General features: G+C 54.4%; 25 protein-coding genes. All 25 read left to right on the forward strand.

Annotated features, from left to right (window positions below):
• The first annotated feature begins 8 nt into the window (after window positions 1-8).
• The 25 genes from rplD to ACXX81_RS01000 all read left to right on the forward strand — a co-directional run bounded on the left by rplD (window position 9) and on the right by ACXX81_RS01000 (window position 12240).
• Window positions 9-611 carry a 50S ribosomal protein L4 gene (gene rplD, locus ACXX81_RS00880; RefSeq protein ID WP_209985407.1) on the forward strand — a complete coding sequence of 201 codons (603 nt, stop codon included), beginning with the start codon at window positions 9-11 and terminating at the stop codon, window positions 609-611.
• Complete coding sequence (gene rplW, locus ACXX81_RS00885) at window positions 608-907, forward strand: 50S ribosomal protein L23 (RefSeq protein ID WP_002555488.1); 300 nt, start codon at window positions 608-610, stop codon at window positions 905-907. Before rplD ends, rplW begins: the two co-directional genes overlap by 4 nt.
• A 14-nt stretch (window positions 908-921) precedes the next feature.
• A complete protein-coding gene (gene rplB / locus ACXX81_RS00890) occupies window positions 922-1746 on the forward strand; it encodes a 50S ribosomal protein L2 (protein WP_057010373.1) in 825 nt (274 codons plus the stop codon).
• A 16-nt stretch (window positions 1747-1762) separates the two neighbouring features.
• Complete coding sequence (gene rpsS / locus ACXX81_RS00895) at window positions 1763-2038, forward strand: 30S ribosomal protein S19 (RefSeq protein ID WP_003232420.1); 276 nt, start codon at window positions 1763-1765, stop codon at window positions 2036-2038.
• A gap of 11 nt (window positions 2039-2049) precedes the next feature.
• Entirely contained in the window at window positions 2050-2382 is a 333-nt protein-coding gene (gene rplV / locus ACXX81_RS00900; protein WP_003103908.1) for a 50S ribosomal protein L22, read from the forward strand.
• Between the two features lie 13 nt (window positions 2383-2395).
• Window positions 2396-3082: a 30S ribosomal protein S3 gene (gene rpsC, locus ACXX81_RS00905; protein WP_003176422.1), complete on the forward strand. Its 687-nt coding sequence runs from the start codon at window positions 2396-2398 to the stop codon at window positions 3080-3082.
• A 12-nt stretch (window positions 3083-3094) separates the two neighbouring features.
• Window positions 3095-3508 carry a 50S ribosomal protein L16 gene (gene rplP / locus ACXX81_RS00910; RefSeq protein ID WP_003232424.1) on the forward strand — a complete coding sequence of 138 codons (414 nt, stop codon included), beginning with the start codon at window positions 3095-3097 and terminating at the stop codon, window positions 3506-3508.
• Complete coding sequence (gene rpmC / locus ACXX81_RS00915) at window positions 3508-3699, forward strand: 50S ribosomal protein L29 (protein WP_002555481.1); 192 nt, start codon at window positions 3508-3510, stop codon at window positions 3697-3699. Before rplP ends, rpmC begins: the two co-directional genes overlap by 1 nt.
• 2 nt (window positions 3700-3701) lie before the next feature.
• A complete protein-coding gene (gene rpsQ / locus ACXX81_RS00920) occupies window positions 3702-3968 on the forward strand; it encodes a 30S ribosomal protein S17 (RefSeq protein ID WP_003176419.1) in 267 nt (88 codons plus the stop codon).
• Window positions 3969-3991: 23 nt separating this feature from the next.
• Entirely contained in the window at window positions 3992-4360 is a 369-nt protein-coding gene (gene rplN / locus ACXX81_RS00925; RefSeq protein ID WP_002555479.1) for a 50S ribosomal protein L14, read from the forward strand.
• Between the two features lie 11 nt (window positions 4361-4371).
• Entirely contained in the window at window positions 4372-4686 is a 315-nt protein-coding gene (gene rplX, locus ACXX81_RS00930) for a 50S ribosomal protein L24 (RefSeq protein ID WP_003176416.1), read from the forward strand.
• A 20-nt stretch (window positions 4687-4706) separates the two neighbouring features.
• Window positions 4707-5246, forward strand: a complete 540-nt coding sequence (gene rplE, locus ACXX81_RS00935) for a 50S ribosomal protein L5 (protein ID WP_003176415.1) — start codon at window positions 4707-4709, stop codon at window positions 5244-5246.
• Window positions 5247-5259: 13 nt separating this feature from the next.
• Window positions 5260-5565, forward strand: a complete 306-nt coding sequence (gene rpsN, locus ACXX81_RS00940; protein WP_003176414.1) for a 30S ribosomal protein S14 — start codon at window positions 5260-5262, stop codon at window positions 5563-5565.
• 208 nt (window positions 5566-5773) lie between these two features.
• Window positions 5774-6166, forward strand: a complete 393-nt coding sequence (gene rpsH / locus ACXX81_RS00945; RefSeq protein WP_003176413.1) for a 30S ribosomal protein S8 — start codon at window positions 5774-5776, stop codon at window positions 6164-6166.
• Between the two features lie 12 nt (window positions 6167-6178).
• Window positions 6179-6712: a 50S ribosomal protein L6 gene (gene rplF, locus ACXX81_RS00950; RefSeq protein ID WP_003176412.1), complete on the forward strand. Its 534-nt coding sequence runs from the start codon at window positions 6179-6181 to the stop codon at window positions 6710-6712.
• A gap of 10 nt (window positions 6713-6722) precedes the next feature.
• Complete coding sequence (rplR, locus tag ACXX81_RS00955) at window positions 6723-7073, forward strand: 50S ribosomal protein L18 (RefSeq protein ID WP_003176410.1); 351 nt, start codon at window positions 6723-6725, stop codon at window positions 7071-7073.
• Window positions 7074-7076: 3 nt separating this feature from the next.
• Window positions 7077-7577, forward strand: a complete 501-nt coding sequence (gene rpsE / locus ACXX81_RS00960; RefSeq protein ID WP_003176409.1) for a 30S ribosomal protein S5 — start codon at window positions 7077-7079, stop codon at window positions 7575-7577.
• 2 nt (window positions 7578-7579) lie between these two features.
• Window positions 7580-7756, forward strand: a complete 177-nt coding sequence (rpmD, locus tag ACXX81_RS00965) for a 50S ribosomal protein L30 (RefSeq protein WP_003176408.1) — start codon at window positions 7580-7582, stop codon at window positions 7754-7756.
• A 3-nt stretch (window positions 7757-7759) separates the two neighbouring features.
• On the forward strand, window positions 7760-8197 hold the full coding sequence (gene rplO / locus ACXX81_RS00970) for a 50S ribosomal protein L15 (protein ID WP_003176407.1): 438 nt from the start codon (window positions 7760-7762) through the stop codon (window positions 8195-8197).
• Window positions 8198-9526, forward strand: coding sequence for a preprotein translocase subunit SecY (secY, locus tag ACXX81_RS00975; protein WP_003194637.1), 1329 nt, complete (start codon window positions 8198-8200; stop codon window positions 9524-9526).
• Window positions 9527-9554: 28 nt separating this feature from the next.
• Window positions 9555-9671 (forward strand): 50S ribosomal protein L36, encoded by a 117-nt coding sequence (rpmJ, locus tag ACXX81_RS00980; protein WP_002555468.1) that lies wholly within the window; start codon window positions 9555-9557, stop codon window positions 9669-9671.
• A 129-nt stretch (window positions 9672-9800) separates the two neighbouring features.
• A complete protein-coding gene (rpsM, locus tag ACXX81_RS00985; protein ID WP_003210063.1) occupies window positions 9801-10157 on the forward strand; it encodes a 30S ribosomal protein S13 in 357 nt (118 codons plus the stop codon).
• Between the two features lie 30 nt (window positions 10158-10187).
• Entirely contained in the window at window positions 10188-10577 is a 390-nt protein-coding gene (gene rpsK / locus ACXX81_RS00990) for a 30S ribosomal protein S11 (RefSeq protein WP_002555466.1), read from the forward strand.
• An 18-nt stretch (window positions 10578-10595) separates the two neighbouring features.
• Window positions 10596-11216: a 30S ribosomal protein S4 gene (gene rpsD / locus ACXX81_RS00995; protein ID WP_003210056.1), complete on the forward strand. Its 621-nt coding sequence runs from the start codon at window positions 10596-10598 to the stop codon at window positions 11214-11216.
• A gap of 22 nt (window positions 11217-11238) precedes the next feature.
• Window positions 11239-12240: a DNA-directed RNA polymerase subunit alpha gene (locus ACXX81_RS01000; RefSeq protein WP_003176403.1), complete on the forward strand. Its 1002-nt coding sequence runs from the start codon at window positions 11239-11241 to the stop codon at window positions 12238-12240.
• The last annotated feature ends 30 nt before the right edge of the window (window positions 12241-12270 follow it).

Consider the following 12270-nt stretch of genomic DNA (forward strand, 5'->3'; position numbering starts at 1 on the left):
AAGCTGACATGCAATTAAATGTAAATGACGCTCAAGCGATCGAAGTTTCCGAACTGACATTTGGCGGCGAATTCAACGAGACGCTGGTTCACCAAGCAGTCGTGGCCTACATGGCCGGCGGCCGTCAAGGTAGCAAGCAGCAAAAGACCCGTTCCGACGTACGTGGTGGCGGTAAGCGCCCTTGGCGTCAGAAAGGCACTGGCCGTGCTCGTGCCGGTACTATCCGTAGCCCAATCTGGCGTGGCGGTGGTACCACTTTCGCAGCACGTCCGCAGGATCACTCTCAGAAGCTCAACAAGAAGATGTACCGCGCAGCTCTGCGCTCCATCCTTGCTGAACTCGTGCGTACTGATCGTCTGGTCGTGGTTCAGGACTTCGTTGTTGAAAGTCCAAAAACCAAAGATCTGCTGGGCAAACTGAACAACATGAGCCTGACCGACGTTTTGATCGTGTCTGAAGCTGTTGATCAGAACCTGTACCTGGCTGCTCGCAACCTGCCACACGTTGATGTACGTGACGTGCAAGGTTCCGATCCAGTTAGTCTGATCGCATACGACAAGGTGTTGATCACCGTGTCGGCCGTGAAGAAATTCGAGGAGCTGCTGGGATGAACCAGGAACGCGTATTTAAAGTTCTGCTTGGCCCGCACGTTTCCGAAAAGGCTACGGTTCTGGCTGACAAGAAAGGCCAGTTCGTTTTCAAGGTTGCAACTGACGCAACCAAGCTGGAAATCAAGAAGGCCGTCGAAAGCCTGTTCAGCGTGAAAGTAGAGCGTGTTACTACCCTGAATGTTCTGGGTAAGAGCAAGCGCACTGCTCGCGGTCTGGGCAAGCGTAATGACTGGAAGAAGGCAGTTATCTCCCTTCAGCCAGGCCAAGATCTCGATTTCAGCAGCAGTGCTGAGTAAGGAAGGGGTGCATCATGGCAATCGTTAAATGCAAACCGACTTCCCCTGGCCGCCGTTTCGTGGTCAAGGTGGTCAACCAGGAGCTGCATAAAGGCGCTCCTCACGCACCGCTGCTCGAGAAGAAATCGAAGACTGGTGGTCGTAACAACAATGGTCGCATTACCACTCGTCACATCGGTGGTGGCCATAAGCAGCATTATCGTATGGTCGATTTCCGTCGCAACGACAAAGATGGCATCTCTGCCACTGTCGAGCGCATTGAATACGATCCAAACCGTACTGCTCACATCGCTCTGCTGTTGTACGCAGATGGCGAGCGTCGCTACATCATCGCGCCTAAAGGCGTGAGTGCTGGCGACCAGCTGATCGCAGGTGCCCTGGCACCGATCAAGCCGGGCAACGCTCTGCAACTGCGTAACATTCCAGTTGGTAGCACCGTACACGGCATCGAATTGAAGCCAGGTAAAGGCGCGCAAATCGCTCGTTCCGCTGGTGCTTCGGCTCAGCTGATCGCTCGTGAAGGTGTCTACGTGACCCTGCGTCTGCGTTCTGGTGAGATGCGTAAAGTATTGGCTGAATGCCGTGCGACCCTGGGCGAAGTCTCGAACTCCGAGCACAGCCTGCGTTCGTTGGGTAAAGCCGGTGCCAAACGCTGGCGTGGCGTTCGCCCAACCGTTCGTGGTGTTGCCATGAACCCGGTTGACCACCCACACGGTGGTGGTGAAGGTCGTACCTCTGGTGGTCGTCATCCGGTATCGCCATGGGGCTTCCCGACTAAGGGCGCGAAGACTCGTGGTAATAAGCGTACCGACAAAATGATCGTCCGTCGTCGCAAGTAAATAGAGGGATACGACAGTGCCACGTTCTCTGAAAAAAGGTCCTTTTATTGATCTTCACCTACTGAAGAAGATCGAAGTGGCGGCGGAAAAGAATGATCGCAAGCCGGTGAAAACCTGGTCGCGTCGTTCGATGATCCTGCCACAAATGGTCGGTCTGACCATCGCTGTACACAACGGTCGCTTGCACGTCCCAGTTCTCGTGAACGAAGACATGGTCGGCCACAAACTAGGCGAGTTTGCCGGTACCCGCACTTATCGTGGGCACGTGGCAGACAAGAAAGCCAAGCGTTAAGGGGTTAGGAAATGGAAGTAGCCGCTAAGTTGTCGGGCGCTCGAATCTCCGCCCAGAAAGCCCGCTTGGTCGCCGACCAGATCCGCGGGAAGAAGGTGGGCGAAGCGCTCAACCTGTTGGCTTTCAGCAGTAAGAAAGCCGCCGAGATCATGAAGAAAGTGCTGGAGTCGGCCGTAGCCAACGCCGAGCATAACGAAGGCGCAGACGTTGATGACCTGAAGGTCAGCACCGTTTTCGTCAACGAAGGGCGTTCGCTGAAGCGAATCATGCCACGTGCCAAAGGCCGTGCTGATCGCATCGTCAAGCGGTCTTGCCATATCACTGTCAAGGTTGCTGACAAGTAACGGAGTCGAAGAGATGGGTCAGAAAGTACATCCCATTGGCATTCGCCTGGGAATCGTCAAGGAACACACCTCCGTCTGGTATGCAGACGGCCGGACTTATGCGGACTATTTGTTCGCTGATCTGAAGGTGCGTGAGTATCTCCAAGACAAACTAAAAAGCGCGTCCGTAAGCCGTATCGATATCCATCGTCCGGCGCAAACCGCACGTATCACCATCCACACCGCTCGTCCAGGTATCGTTATCGGGAAGAAAGGTGAAGATGTTGAGAAACTGCGTCAGGACCTGACCAAGCAAATGGGTGTGCCTGTGCACATCAATATCGAAGAGATCCGCAAGCCGGAGCTCGACGGTATGCTGGTTGCGCAGAGCGTAGCTCAGCAGCTGGAGCGTCGTGTAATGTTCCGTCGCGCTATGAAGCGCGCTGTACAGAACGCCATGCGCATTGGTGCCAAAGGCATCAAAATCCAAGTGAGCGGTCGTCTCGGCGGTGCTGAAATCGCACGTACTGAATGGTATCGCGAAGGTCGTGTGCCACTGCACACCCTGCGTGCCGACATCGACTATGCCAACTACGAAGCTCACACCACTTACGGTGTGATCGGTGTAAAGGTTTGGATCTTCAAAGGCGAAGTAATTGGTGGTCGCCAAGAAGAACTGAAACCACAAGCACCAGCGCCTCGTAAAAAAGCTGCTAAGTAAGGGGTACGCCAAATGTTGCAACCAAAGCGTACGAAGTTCCGCAAGCAGATGACAGGCCACAACCGTGGTCTGGCTCAGCGCGGTAGCAAAGTCAGCTTCGGCGAGTTCGCGCTGAAGTCTGTAGCTCGTGGTCGTCTCACCGCTCGTCAGATCGAGTCAGCGCGTCGTGCTCTGACCCGTCACGTTAAACGTGGCGGCAAGATCTGGATCCGTGTATTCCCGGACAAGCCGATCTCCAAAAAGCCTCTCGAGGTTCGGATGGGTAAAGGTAAGGGTAACGTGGAATACTGGGTAGCCCAGATTCAGCCAGGCAAAGTCCTGTATGAAATCGAGGGTGTAACTGAAGAGCTGGCGCGTGAGGCTTTTGCCCTGGCTGCTGCAAAGCTGCCGCTCGCCACCGCCTTTGTTAAACGGACGGTGATGTGATGAAAGCGAATGAACTTCGTGAAAAATCCGCACAGCAGCTGAACGAGCAACTGCTCGGCCTGCTGCGCGACCAGTTCAATCTGCGTATGCAGAAAGCAACTGGCCAGTTGGGGCAGTCTCATCTGCTCTCGCAAGTTAAGCGTGACATCGCTCGCGTGAAGACTGTGCTCAACCAGCAGGCAGGTAAGTGATCATGGCTGAAGCCGAAAAGACTGTCCGTACGCTGACTGGCCGTGTTGTCAGCGACAAGATGGACAAAACCATCACCGTTTTGATCGAGCGTCGCGTTAAGCACCCGATCTACGGTAAATATGTTAAGCGTTCGACTAAGCTGCACGCGCACGACGAAACCAATCAGTGCCACATCGGCGACAAAGTCACTATTCGTGAAACTCGTCCGCTGGCCAAGACCAAGTCTTGGGCACTGGTTGATGTTCTCGAACGCGCTGTGGAAGTCTAAGGACTAGGGGTCGGAGAAATTATATGATTCAGACTCAATCCATGCTCGATGTGGCCGATAACAGCGGCGCTCGCCGTGTTATGTGCATCAAGGTGCTGGGTGGCTCCCATCGTCGTTACGCTGGTATCGGTGACATCATCAAGGTTACCGTCAAGGAAGCAATTCCTCGCGGTAAAGTGAAAAAAGGCCAAGTGATGACTGCTGTTGTAGTCCGCACTCGTCACGGCGTACGTCGTGCTGATGGCTCCATTATCCGCTTTGATGGCAACGCTGCTGTTCTTTTGAACAACAAGCAAGAGCCGATCGGCACCCGTATCTTTGGGCCAGTGACCCGTGAACTTCGTACTGAGAAGTTCATGAAGATCGTCTCGCTCGCCCCAGAAGTGCTGTAAGGAGATCCGACATGCAAAAGATTCGTCGTGACGACGAGATCATCGTGATCGCCGGCAAAGACAAAGGTAAGCGCGGTAAGGTGCTCAAGGTTCTCGCTAATAACCGTCTGGTTATCGGCGGTCTGAACCTGGTCAAGCGTCATACCAAGCCAAACCCGATGTCGGGCGTGCAAGGCGGTATCGTCGAAAAAGAAGCTCCACTGGACGCTTCTAACGTCGCCATTTTCAACGGCGAAACCAACAAGGCTGACCGCGTTGGTTTCAAAGTAGAAGACGGCAAGAAAATTCGTGTCTTCAAGTCGACCCAAAAAGCGGTTGATGCTTGAACACTGCTAGGTAGAAGACCATGGCACGACTAAAAGAGATTTACTGGAAAGAAATCGCACCGAAACTTAAGGAAGAACTTAAGCTTTCGAACGTGATGGAAGTTCCACGCGTTACCAAAATCACCCTGAACATGGGTCTGGGCGAAGCGGTCGGTGACAAAAAAGTCATCGAGCACGCTGTTGCTGACCTGGAAAAGATCACCGGTCAGAAAGTCGTTGTGACTTACGCTCGGAAATCCATCGCTGGCTTTAAAGTCCGTGAAGGTTGGCCGATCGGCGTCAAAGTGACTCTGCGCCGTGAGCGTATGTATGAATTCCTGGATCGTCTGCTGTCGATCTCCCTGCCTCGGGTTCGCGACTTCCGCGGCCTGAATGCCAAGTCCTTCGATGGTCGTGGTAACTACAGCATGGGCGTGAAAGAGCAGATCATCTTCCCGGAAATCGACTACGACAAGATCGATGCTCTCCGCGGTCTGGACATCACCCTGACCACCACTGCCAAGAACGATGATGAAGGTCGCGCCCTGCTGCGTGCTTTCAAATTCCCGTTCCGCAACTGATTGGAGTAGGACCATGGCCAAGATGAGCATGAAAAACCGCGAGCTGAAACGTCAGCTCACGGTTGCCAAGTACGCCAAGAAGCGTGCAGCACTGAAAGCAATCATCGTGGATCTGAACGCAAGTCCAGAAGCACGTTGGGAGGCGACAGTAGCTCTGCAGAAGCAGCCACGTGACGCAAGCGCTTCGCGCATGCGTAACCGCTGCCGCCTGACTGGTCGTCCGCACGGCGTTTACCGCAAGTTCGGCCTCGGCCGTAACAAACTGCGTGAAGCGGCAATGCGTGGTGACGTACCAGGTCTGGTTAAAGCCAGCTGGTAAGTACGTTCAGCGTCCCGGCGTCCTTTATCGCAAGATACTGACCGCCGGTGGCCTTGAATCTGGAACAAGCCCCTTTTGGGGCTTGTTTCATTTCCGGAGTGTGTCTAAAATACGCGGCTCGCCTGAGCCCGTGTTTTTTATGGCCGGAGATTCTCGGCGACATATGTAGCCGCAAGGCTAATTTTTTTGTATTAGGAGCGTCTAGCCCATGAGTATGCAGGACCCGTTAGCGGACATGCTAACTCGTATCCGTAATGCCCAGATGGCTGAAAAGTCCGTCGTAAGCATGCCATCTTCCAAGTTGAAGGTAGCTGTTGCCAAAGTCCTGAAAGACGAAGGCTACATTGCGGGTTATCAGATCAGCAGCGAAATCAAGCCACTGCTGTCCATCGAGCTGAAGTACTTCGAAGGCCGTTCGGTCATCGAGGAAGTGAAGCGCGTTAGCCGTCCAGGCCTGCGTCAGTACAAGTCCGCTGAAGATCTGCCGAAAGTTCGTGGCGGTCTGGGCGTGTCTATCGTCTCCACCAACAAAGGTGTGATGACGGATCGTGCTGCGCGCGCTGCCGGTGTCGGCGGCGAAGTTCTTTGCACTGTGTTCTAAGGGGGGATAAGCATGTCTCGCGTCGCTAAGAACCCCGTTAAGCTGCCAGCCGGTGTCGAAGTCAAATTCGCAGGCCAACAGCTTTCGGTGAAGGGTGCCAAGGGCACTCTTGAACTGAACATCCATTCGTCCGTTGAGATCGTTGAAGAAGCTGGTGAGTTGCGTTTCGCTGCTCGCAATGGCGATCAACAAACTCGCGCAATGGCCGGTACCACGCGTGCGTTGGTAAATAACATGGTCCAAGGCGTAAGCCAAGGCTTCGAGCGCAAGCTCCAGCTGGTCGGTGTTGGTTACAAAGCGCAAGCAAAAGGCACGGTTTTGAACCTGGCCCTTGGCTTCTCGCACCCAGTGGATTACGAACTGCCGGAAGGCATCACCGCTGAGACCCCTAGCCAAACCGATATCCTGATCAAGGGCATCGATAAGCAGCTGGTAGGTCAGGTGGCCGCTGAGATCCGCGACTTCCGTCCACCAGAGCCGTACAAAGGCAAAGGTGTGCGCTACGCGGACGAAGTCGTCCGTCGTAAAGAAGCCAAGAAGAAGTAGGGCATAGCAAATGACCGACAAAAAAGTTACTCGACTGCGTCGCGCTCGCAAAGCACGCCTGAAAATGCACGAACTCGAAGTCGTGCGTCTCTGCGTGTATCGCTCGTCGCAGCACATCTACGCCCAGGTCATCTCGGCCGACGGCAACCAGGTCCTGGCAAGCGCCTCGACTTTGGATAAAGAACTGCGTGATGGTGCCACCGGCAACATCGACGCGGCCACAAAGGTTGGCCAGCTGGTCGCTACGCGTGCTAAGGCCGCTGGCGTCTCGCAAGTGGCTTTCGACCGCTCTGGCTTCAAGTACCACGGCCGCGTTAAAGCGCTGGCTGATGCTGCTCGTGAAGCTGGGCTGGAGTTCTAAGTTATGTCAAATAACGACCAAAAGCGCGACGAAGGCTACATTGAGAAGCTGGTTCAAGTTAACCGCGTAGCCAAAACCGTTAAAGGCGGCCGTATCTTCACTTTCACCGCGTTGACCGTGGTGGGTGATGGTAAAGGGCGTGTTGGCTTCGGCCGTGGCAAGTCACGTGAAGTGCCTGCTGCGATCCAGAAGGCAATGGAAGCTGCTCGTCGCAACATGATCCAAGTTGATCTGAACGGCACCACGCTGCAATACGCAATGAAGTCCGCCCATGGCGCTTCGAAGGTGTACATGCAGCCTGCTTCTGAAGGTACCGGTATCATCGCTGGCGGCGCTATGCGTGCTGTCCTCGAAGTTGCTGGCGTTCAGAACGTTCTGGCCAAGTGCTACGGCTCGACTAACCCGGTAAACGTGGTTCACGCCACTTTCAAGGGTCTGAAAGCCATGCAATCTCCTGAGTCCATTGCCGCCAAGCGTGGCTTGACCGTCAAGGAGATCTTCTGATCATGGCTACCGTTAAAGTAACGCTGATCAAAAGCATGACCGGCCGCATTCCTAACCACAAACTGTGCGTTAAGGGTTTGGGTCTGCGTCGCATCGGTCACACTGTAGAAGTCCAGGATACTCCCGAGAATCGCGGGATGATCAACAAGGCTTACTACATGCTGCGTGTAGAGGGTTAATCGATGAAACTCAATGATCTGAGTCCAGCGCCGGGTTCCCGTCGCGAAAAGCATCGTCCGGGCCGTGGTATCGGTAGCGGTTTGGGTAAGACTGGTGGCCGTGGCCACAAGGGTCAAACCTCCCGCTCCGGTGGCACCATCGCTCCAGGCTTTGAAGGCGGTCAACAGCCGCTGCATCGTCGCCTGCCCAAGTTCGGTTTCGTTTCCCTGAAAGCCATGGACCGCGCAGAAGTGCGTCTGTCCGAGCTGGCTAAAGTGGAAGGCGACATCGTTACTGTGCAGACCCTGAAAGATGCCAACGTGATCAACGTCAACGTACAGCGTGTGAAAATCATGCTGTCCGGTGAAGTGACTCGCGCTGTCACTATCGGCAAGGGAATCGGCGCCACCAAAGGTGCGCGTTCGGCTATCGAAGCAGCTGGCGGCAAGTTCGAGGAATAAATGGCTAAGCAAGGTGCTCTCTCAGCGCTCGGCAAAGGCGGTATGTCTGAACTTTGGGCTCGTCTGCGTTTTCTGTTCCTGGCGATTATCGTCTACCGAATAGGCGCACACATCCCGGTTCCAGGTATCAACCCGGACCGACTCGCAGACCTGTTTCGACAGAATGAGGGGACCATTCTTAGCTTGTTCAACATGTTTTCCGGCGGCGCGCTGGAACGGATGAGCATCTTTGCACTGGGGATCATGCCGTACATTTCGGCATCGATCATCATGCAACTGATGACCGCCGTCAGCCCGCAACTGGAGCAGTTGAAGAAGGAAGGTGAAGCTGGTCGTCGCAAGATTAGCCAGTACACCCGCTACGGCACTGTCGTCCTCGCCCTTGTTCAAGCTATCGGCATGTCCGTTGGCCTGGCAGGGCAGGGCGTTGCGTTCACTGGTGACTTTGGCTTCCATTTCGTCGCGGTATCCACTTTTGTGGCTGGTGCGATGTTCATGATGTGGCTGGGTGAGCAGATTACTGAGCGTGGTGTTGGTAACGGTATCTCGATGTTGATTTTCGCAGGTATCGTCGCCGGTCTTCCGAGAGCAATCGGGCAGTCTTTCGAGTCTGCACGTCAGGGTGATATCAATATCTTTGCCTTGGTTGCCATCGGTTTGCTGGCAGTAGCGATTATCGGTTTTGTGGTGTTCATTGAGCGTGGCCAGCGTCGTATTGCTGTTCACTACGCCAAGCGTCAGCAGGGTCGCAAGGTCTTTGCTGCGCAGACAAGCCACTTGCCGCTGAAAGTGAATATGGCCGGTGTTATCCCGGCAATTTTCGCGAGCAGCATTTTGCTGTTTCCGGCTTCGTTGGGTACCTGGTTTGGTCAGTCCGAAAATATGGGCTGGCTGCAGGACCTCTCTCAGTCGATCGCTCCTGGTCAGCCGTTGAATATTCTGCTGTTTAGTGCAGGGATTATTTTCTTCTGCTTCTTCTATACGGCGTTGATGTTCAATCCGAAAGACGTAGCGGAAAACCTGAAGAAGTCCGGTGCCTTTATTCCGGGCATCCGTCCAGGTGAGCAGTCTGCACGCTACATTGATGGCGTTTTGACTCGCTTGACCCTGTTCGGTGCTCTATATATGACGGCCGTGTGCCTGTTGCCCCAGTTTCTGGTGGTTGCAGCAAACGTTCCGTTCTACCTTGGCGGGACCTCGTTGCTAATCGTGGTCGTGGTTGTGATGGACTTCATGTCCCAAGTACAATCGCACCTCGTTTCGCACCAGTACGAATCCCTGATGAAGAAAGCCAACCTGAAGGGCTACGGCAGCGGCATGTTGCGCTGAGTACCCCATAAGGTTCGAGGAGTTGGTGATGAAAGTTCGTGCATCGGTGAAAAAGCTGTGCCGTAACTGCAAGATTATTCGCCGCGAAGGTGTTGTTCGAGTAATTTGCAGCGCGGAACCGCGTCACAAACAGCGCCAAGGCTGAGTGTGATCCGCTTGAAGCCCGGCAGCTAGTGCGCTGCCGGGTTGATTATTTGTTATTACAGCGATATTATCTCGCGCCCTATTTCTTGGCTTCCGGGGCGTAGGTAGCTGTCAATTGGAGTCCCACTGAATGGCCCGTATTGCAGGCGTTAACATTCCAGATAACAAGCACACTGTTATCTCGCTGACCTACATCTATGGTGTTGGTCGCACTACTGCGCAGAAAATTTGCGCAGACACTGGGGTAAACCCAGCCGCAAAGATCAAGGATCTGAGCGACGAGCAGATTGAGCTGTTGCGTGGCGAAGTGGCGAAGTTCACCACTGAAGGTGACCTGCGTCGCGAAATCAACATGAAAATCAAGCGTTTGATGGACCTCGGTTGCTACCGTGGTCTGCGTCATCGTCGTGGTCTTCCAGTGCGCGGTCAGCGTACCAAGACTAACGCGCGTACCCGTAAAGGTCCGCGTAAGCCGATCCGCAAGTAATCGCCCACGCGAATCGACAGGAAAATTATCATGGCAAAACCTGCTGCTCGTCCTCGTAAAAAAGTTAAAAAGACAGTGGTTGATGGCATCGCCCACATCCATGCATCTTTTAACAACACAATCGTGACCATCACCGACCGTCAAGGTAACGCGCTTTCTTGGGCTACCTCCGGTGGTTCGGGTTTCCGCGGTTCCCGCAAGTCCACCCCGTTTGCTGCTCAAGTAGCTGCTGAACGTGCTGGTCAAGCTGCGCTGGAATATGGCCTGAAAAACCTCGACGTTAACGTCAAGGGTCCAGGTCCAGGTCGTGAGTCTGCTGTCCGTGCTTTGAACGGCTGTGGCTATAAGATCGCCAGCATCACCGACGTGACGCCAATCCCGCACAACGGGTGCCGTCCGCCGAAGAAGCGCCGCGTGTAATCCAGGAGATTGTAAAGAATGGCTCGTTACATTGGTCCAAAATGTAAACTCGCTCGTCGTGAAGGCACCGATCTCTTTCTGAAGAGCGGCGTGCGCGCGATCGAATCGAAGTGCAACATTGAAGCAGCACCTGGTATCCACGGCCAACGCCGCGGTCGCCAGTCCGACTACGGCACCCAACTGCGTGAAAAGCAGAAGGTACGTCGTATCTACGGCGTTCTCGAGCGTCAGTTCAGCGGCTACTACAAAGAAGCTGCTGGCAAGAAAGGTGCAACCGGTGAAAACCTGCTGCAACTGCTCGAATGCCGTCTGGACAACGTTGTATACCGTATGGGCTTTGGTTCGACTCGCGCCGAATCCCGTCAGTTGGTATCGCACAAATCCGTCAGCGTAAACGGCCAAACCGTTAACGTACCGTCTTACCAGGTTCGTGCTGGTGACGTGGTCGCGATTCGCGAGAAAGCAAAAAACCAACTTCGCATTGTCCAAGCTCTCGATCTGTGTGCCCAACGTGGCCGCGTAGAATGGGTAGAAGTAGACACTGAGAAGAAGTCGGGCGTTTTCAAGAACGTTCCTGCTCGCAGTGATCTGTCCGCCGACATCAACGAAAGCCTGATTGTCGAGCTCTACTCCAAGTAAGGGCTAGAAAATAGGTGCATCCATGCAGATTTCGGTAAATGAGTTCCTGACACCCCGCCACATTGATGTGCAGGTTGTCAGTCCAACCCGCGCCAAGATCACTCTCGAGCCTCTCGAGCGTGGTTTTGGCCACACCCTGGGCAACGCGCTGCGACGCATCCTGTTGTCCTCAATGCCCGGCTGTGCAGTAGTCGAGGCCGAGATTGACGGTGTGCTCCACGAGTACAGCGCCATCGAAGGTGTACAGGAAGACGTAATTGAAATCCTGTTGAACCTTAAAGGTCTGGCTATCAAGCTGCACGGCCGTGACGAAGTTACGCTGACCTTGTCGAAGAAGGGTTCGGGGGTGGTTACCGCTGCCGATATTCAGCTGGATCATGATGTCGAGATCGTTAACCCCGATCACGTAATCGCTAACCTGGCGTCTAACGGCGCCCTGAACATGAAGCTCACTGTAGCTCGTGGTCGTGGTTATGAACCGGCCGACTCGCGTCAGAGCGATGAAGATGAAAGCCGCAGCATTGGTCGCTTGCAGCTTGACTCTTCGTTCAGCCCGGTTCGCCGTATCGCATACGTGGTGGAAAACGCCCGTGTCGAGCAGCGTACTAACCTGGACAAGCTGGTTATTGATCTGGAAACCAACGGTACTCTGGATCCTGAAGAGGCTATCCGCCGCGCTGCAACCATTCTGCAACAGCAGTTGGCTGCGTTCGTCGACCTCAAAGGTGACAGCGAACCAGTGGTAATCGAGCAGGAAGACGAGATCGATCCGATCCTGCTTCGCCCGGTTGACGATCTGGAACTGACTGTACGTTCGGCTAACTGCCTTAAGGCGGAAAACATTTACTACATCGGCGACCTGATTCAGCGTACCGAAGTAGAACTGTTGAAGACTCCGAACCTGGGCAAGAAATCCTTGACTGAAATCAAGGACGTTCTGGCCTCCCGCGGTCTGTCCCTCGGCATGCGCCTCGACAACTGGCCGCCTGCAAGTCTTAAGAAGGACGACAAGGCGACTGCCTGATCGTCGTAATCACCGAACGTGAGTTTGGTA

The sequence above is a fragment of the Pseudomonas sp. GNP013 genome (assembly GCF_054343995.1).

Coding starts and splice junctions, on each gene's coding strand:
- rplV (WP_003103908.1), top strand. CDS start 2,050: ATGGAAGTAGCCGCTAAGTTGTCGGGCGCTCGAATCTCCGCCCAGAAA.
- rplP (WP_003232424.1), top strand. CDS start 3,095: ATGTTGCAACCAAAGCGTACGAAGTTCCGCAAGCAGATGACAGGCCAC.
- rplO (WP_003176407.1), top strand. CDS start 7,760: ATGAAACTCAATGATCTGAGTCCAGCGCCGGGTTCCCGTCGCGAAAAG.
- ACXX81_RS01000 (WP_003176403.1), top strand. CDS start 11,239: ATGCAGATTTCGGTAAATGAGTTCCTGACACCCCGCCACATTGATGTG.
- rpsH (WP_003176413.1), top strand. CDS start 5,774: ATGAGTATGCAGGACCCGTTAGCGGACATGCTAACTCGTATCCGTAAT.
- rplN (WP_002555479.1), top strand. CDS start 3,992: ATGATTCAGACTCAATCCATGCTCGATGTGGCCGATAACAGCGGCGCT.
- rplR (WP_003176410.1), top strand. CDS start 6,723: ATGACCGACAAAAAAGTTACTCGACTGCGTCGCGCTCGCAAAGCACGC.
- rpsK (WP_002555466.1), top strand. CDS start 10,188: ATGGCAAAACCTGCTGCTCGTCCTCGTAAAAAAGTTAAAAAGACAGTG.
- rpmC (WP_002555481.1), top strand. CDS start 3,508: ATGAAAGCGAATGAACTTCGTGAAAAATCCGCACAGCAGCTGAACGAG.
- rplE (WP_003176415.1), top strand. CDS start 4,707: ATGGCACGACTAAAAGAGATTTACTGGAAAGAAATCGCACCGAAACTT.
- rpsC (WP_003176422.1), top strand. CDS start 2,396: ATGGGTCAGAAAGTACATCCCATTGGCATTCGCCTGGGAATCGTCAAG.
- rplW (WP_002555488.1), top strand. CDS start 608: ATGAACCAGGAACGCGTATTTAAAGTTCTGCTTGGCCCGCACGTTTCC.
- secY (WP_003194637.1), top strand. CDS start 8,198: ATGGCTAAGCAAGGTGCTCTCTCAGCGCTCGGCAAAGGCGGTATGTCT.
- rpsN (WP_003176414.1), top strand. CDS start 5,260: ATGGCCAAGATGAGCATGAAAAACCGCGAGCTGAAACGTCAGCTCACG.
- rplB (WP_057010373.1), top strand. CDS start 922: ATGGCAATCGTTAAATGCAAACCGACTTCCCCTGGCCGCCGTTTCGTG.
- rpmD (WP_003176408.1), top strand. CDS start 7,580: ATGGCTACCGTTAAAGTAACGCTGATCAAAAGCATGACCGGCCGCATT.
- rpsE (WP_003176409.1), top strand. CDS start 7,077: ATGTCAAATAACGACCAAAAGCGCGACGAAGGCTACATTGAGAAGCTG.
- rpmJ (WP_002555468.1), top strand. CDS start 9,555: ATGAAAGTTCGTGCATCGGTGAAAAAGCTGTGCCGTAACTGCAAGATT.
- rpsQ (WP_003176419.1), top strand. CDS start 3,702: ATGGCTGAAGCCGAAAAGACTGTCCGTACGCTGACTGGCCGTGTTGTC.
- rplF (WP_003176412.1), top strand. CDS start 6,179: ATGTCTCGCGTCGCTAAGAACCCCGTTAAGCTGCCAGCCGGTGTCGAA.
- rpsM (WP_003210063.1), top strand. CDS start 9,801: ATGGCCCGTATTGCAGGCGTTAACATTCCAGATAACAAGCACACTGTT.
- rplD (WP_209985407.1), top strand. CDS start 9: ATGCAATTAAATGTAAATGACGCTCAAGCGATCGAAGTTTCCGAACTG.
- rpsD (WP_003210056.1), top strand. CDS start 10,596: ATGGCTCGTTACATTGGTCCAAAATGTAAACTCGCTCGTCGTGAAGGC.
- rplX (WP_003176416.1), top strand. CDS start 4,372: ATGCAAAAGATTCGTCGTGACGACGAGATCATCGTGATCGCCGGCAAA.